The sequence below is a fragment of the Empedobacter stercoris genome (assembly GCF_020281205.1).
Taxonomy (GTDB): domain Bacteria; phylum Bacteroidota; class Bacteroidia; order Flavobacteriales; family Weeksellaceae; genus Empedobacter; species Empedobacter stercoris.
The window spans coordinates 1-519 of sequence record NZ_JACXZC010000074.1 but is presented as its reverse complement, the minus strand read 5'-3'; the positions used below and the strand labels follow the sequence as shown (position 1 = coordinate 519).

Below are 519 nucleotides of genomic sequence, written 5' to 3'. Positions count from 1 at the left end.
GTGCAGCCCGTACCGTAAACCGACACAGGTGGTCGAGGAGAGTATCCTAAGGCGCTCGAGCGATTCATGGTTAAGGAATTAGGCAAAATAGACCTGTAACTTCGGGAGAAAGGTCGCTGTCAGCAATGACAGCCTCAGTAAAAAGGCCCAGGCGACTGTTTATCAAAAACACAGGACTCTGCAAAATAGAAATATGACGTATAGGGTCTGACACCTGCCCGGTGCTGGAAGGTTAAGGAAGGAGCTTAGAGGCAACTCGAAGGTTTTGACTGAAGCCCCAGTAAACGGCGGCCGTAACTATAACGGTCCTAAGGTAGCGAAATTCCTTGTCGGGTAAGTTCCGACCTGCACGAATGGTGTAACGATCTGGGCACTGTCTCAACCATGATCTCGGTGAAATTGTAGTATCGGTGAAGATGCCGGTTAATCGCAACGGGACGAAAAGACCCTGTGAACCTTTACTATAGCTTTGTATTGACTTCGGGTAAATAATGTGTAGGATAGGTGGGAGACTATGAA

Annotated in this window: 1 rRNA gene; it reads left to right on the top strand. The window is 48.2% G+C overall.

Features of this window, described 5'->3' with window-relative positions:
* Positions 1-519: ribosomal RNA gene (locus IF125_RS14220) — 23S ribosomal RNA — on the top strand; the annotation flags it as partial.